This window comes from Xanthobacter autotrophicus (assembly GCF_030015065.1).
In the GTDB taxonomy this organism is placed as follows: Bacteria; Pseudomonadota; Alphaproteobacteria; order Rhizobiales; family Xanthobacteraceae; genus Xanthobacter; species Xanthobacter autotrophicus_D.
In genome coordinates this window covers 1-575 of sequence record NZ_JAIVFN010000313.1, presented here as the reverse complement: position 1 = coordinate 575, position 575 = coordinate 1, and the positions used below count along the sequence as shown (strand labels likewise).

General features: G+C 60.2%; 1 pseudogene. It reads left to right on the top strand.

The features are described 5' to 3' along the window. Positions 1–84: 84 nt before the first annotated feature. Positions 85–575: pseudogene (locus K9U40_RS23285) on the top strand (hypothetical protein); the annotation flags it as partial.

Genomic DNA, 575 nt, shown 5'->3' with positions numbered 1-575 from the left:
ACAGGGGACCTAGTGGCCCGCTCCCACGCGATACGCGCGCGCATCCTCCAATGGATAGGGATACCCTGCGGCATTGGCATTGGCATGACCAAGACACTTGCCAAGCTTGCCAATCACGTGGCGAAGACAGCGGAGCGAAAGCCAGGTAGCTATCCAAGCGACCTGGCGCAGGTTTGCAATTTGGCCGCGCTGCCCGCGCAGGACCTCGATGATGTCCTGCGCGCCACGGCAGTCACCGAGGTCTGGGGGGTTGGGCATCGCATAGGCGCTCAACTGGTTGAAGCAGGTGTGCACAACGTGCTGGACTTGGCACGCATGGATGCAGCCACTGCGCGCCGTCGCTGGTCTGTCGTTCTTGAACGCACCGTTCGCGAGCTTCAAGGCACGCCGTGCATTCAGCTCGAAGACGCTCCGCTACCGAGGAAGCAAATCGCATGCACTCGTTCGTTTGGCGAGCCCATTTCGTTGCTGCCGCCGCTGCTGCAAGCAGTCAGTGAGTTTGCCAGCCGTGCTGCTGAAAAGCTTCGAGAACAAGGAAGTCTTGCTGGCCAACTATTGGTTTTCGCGCACACATC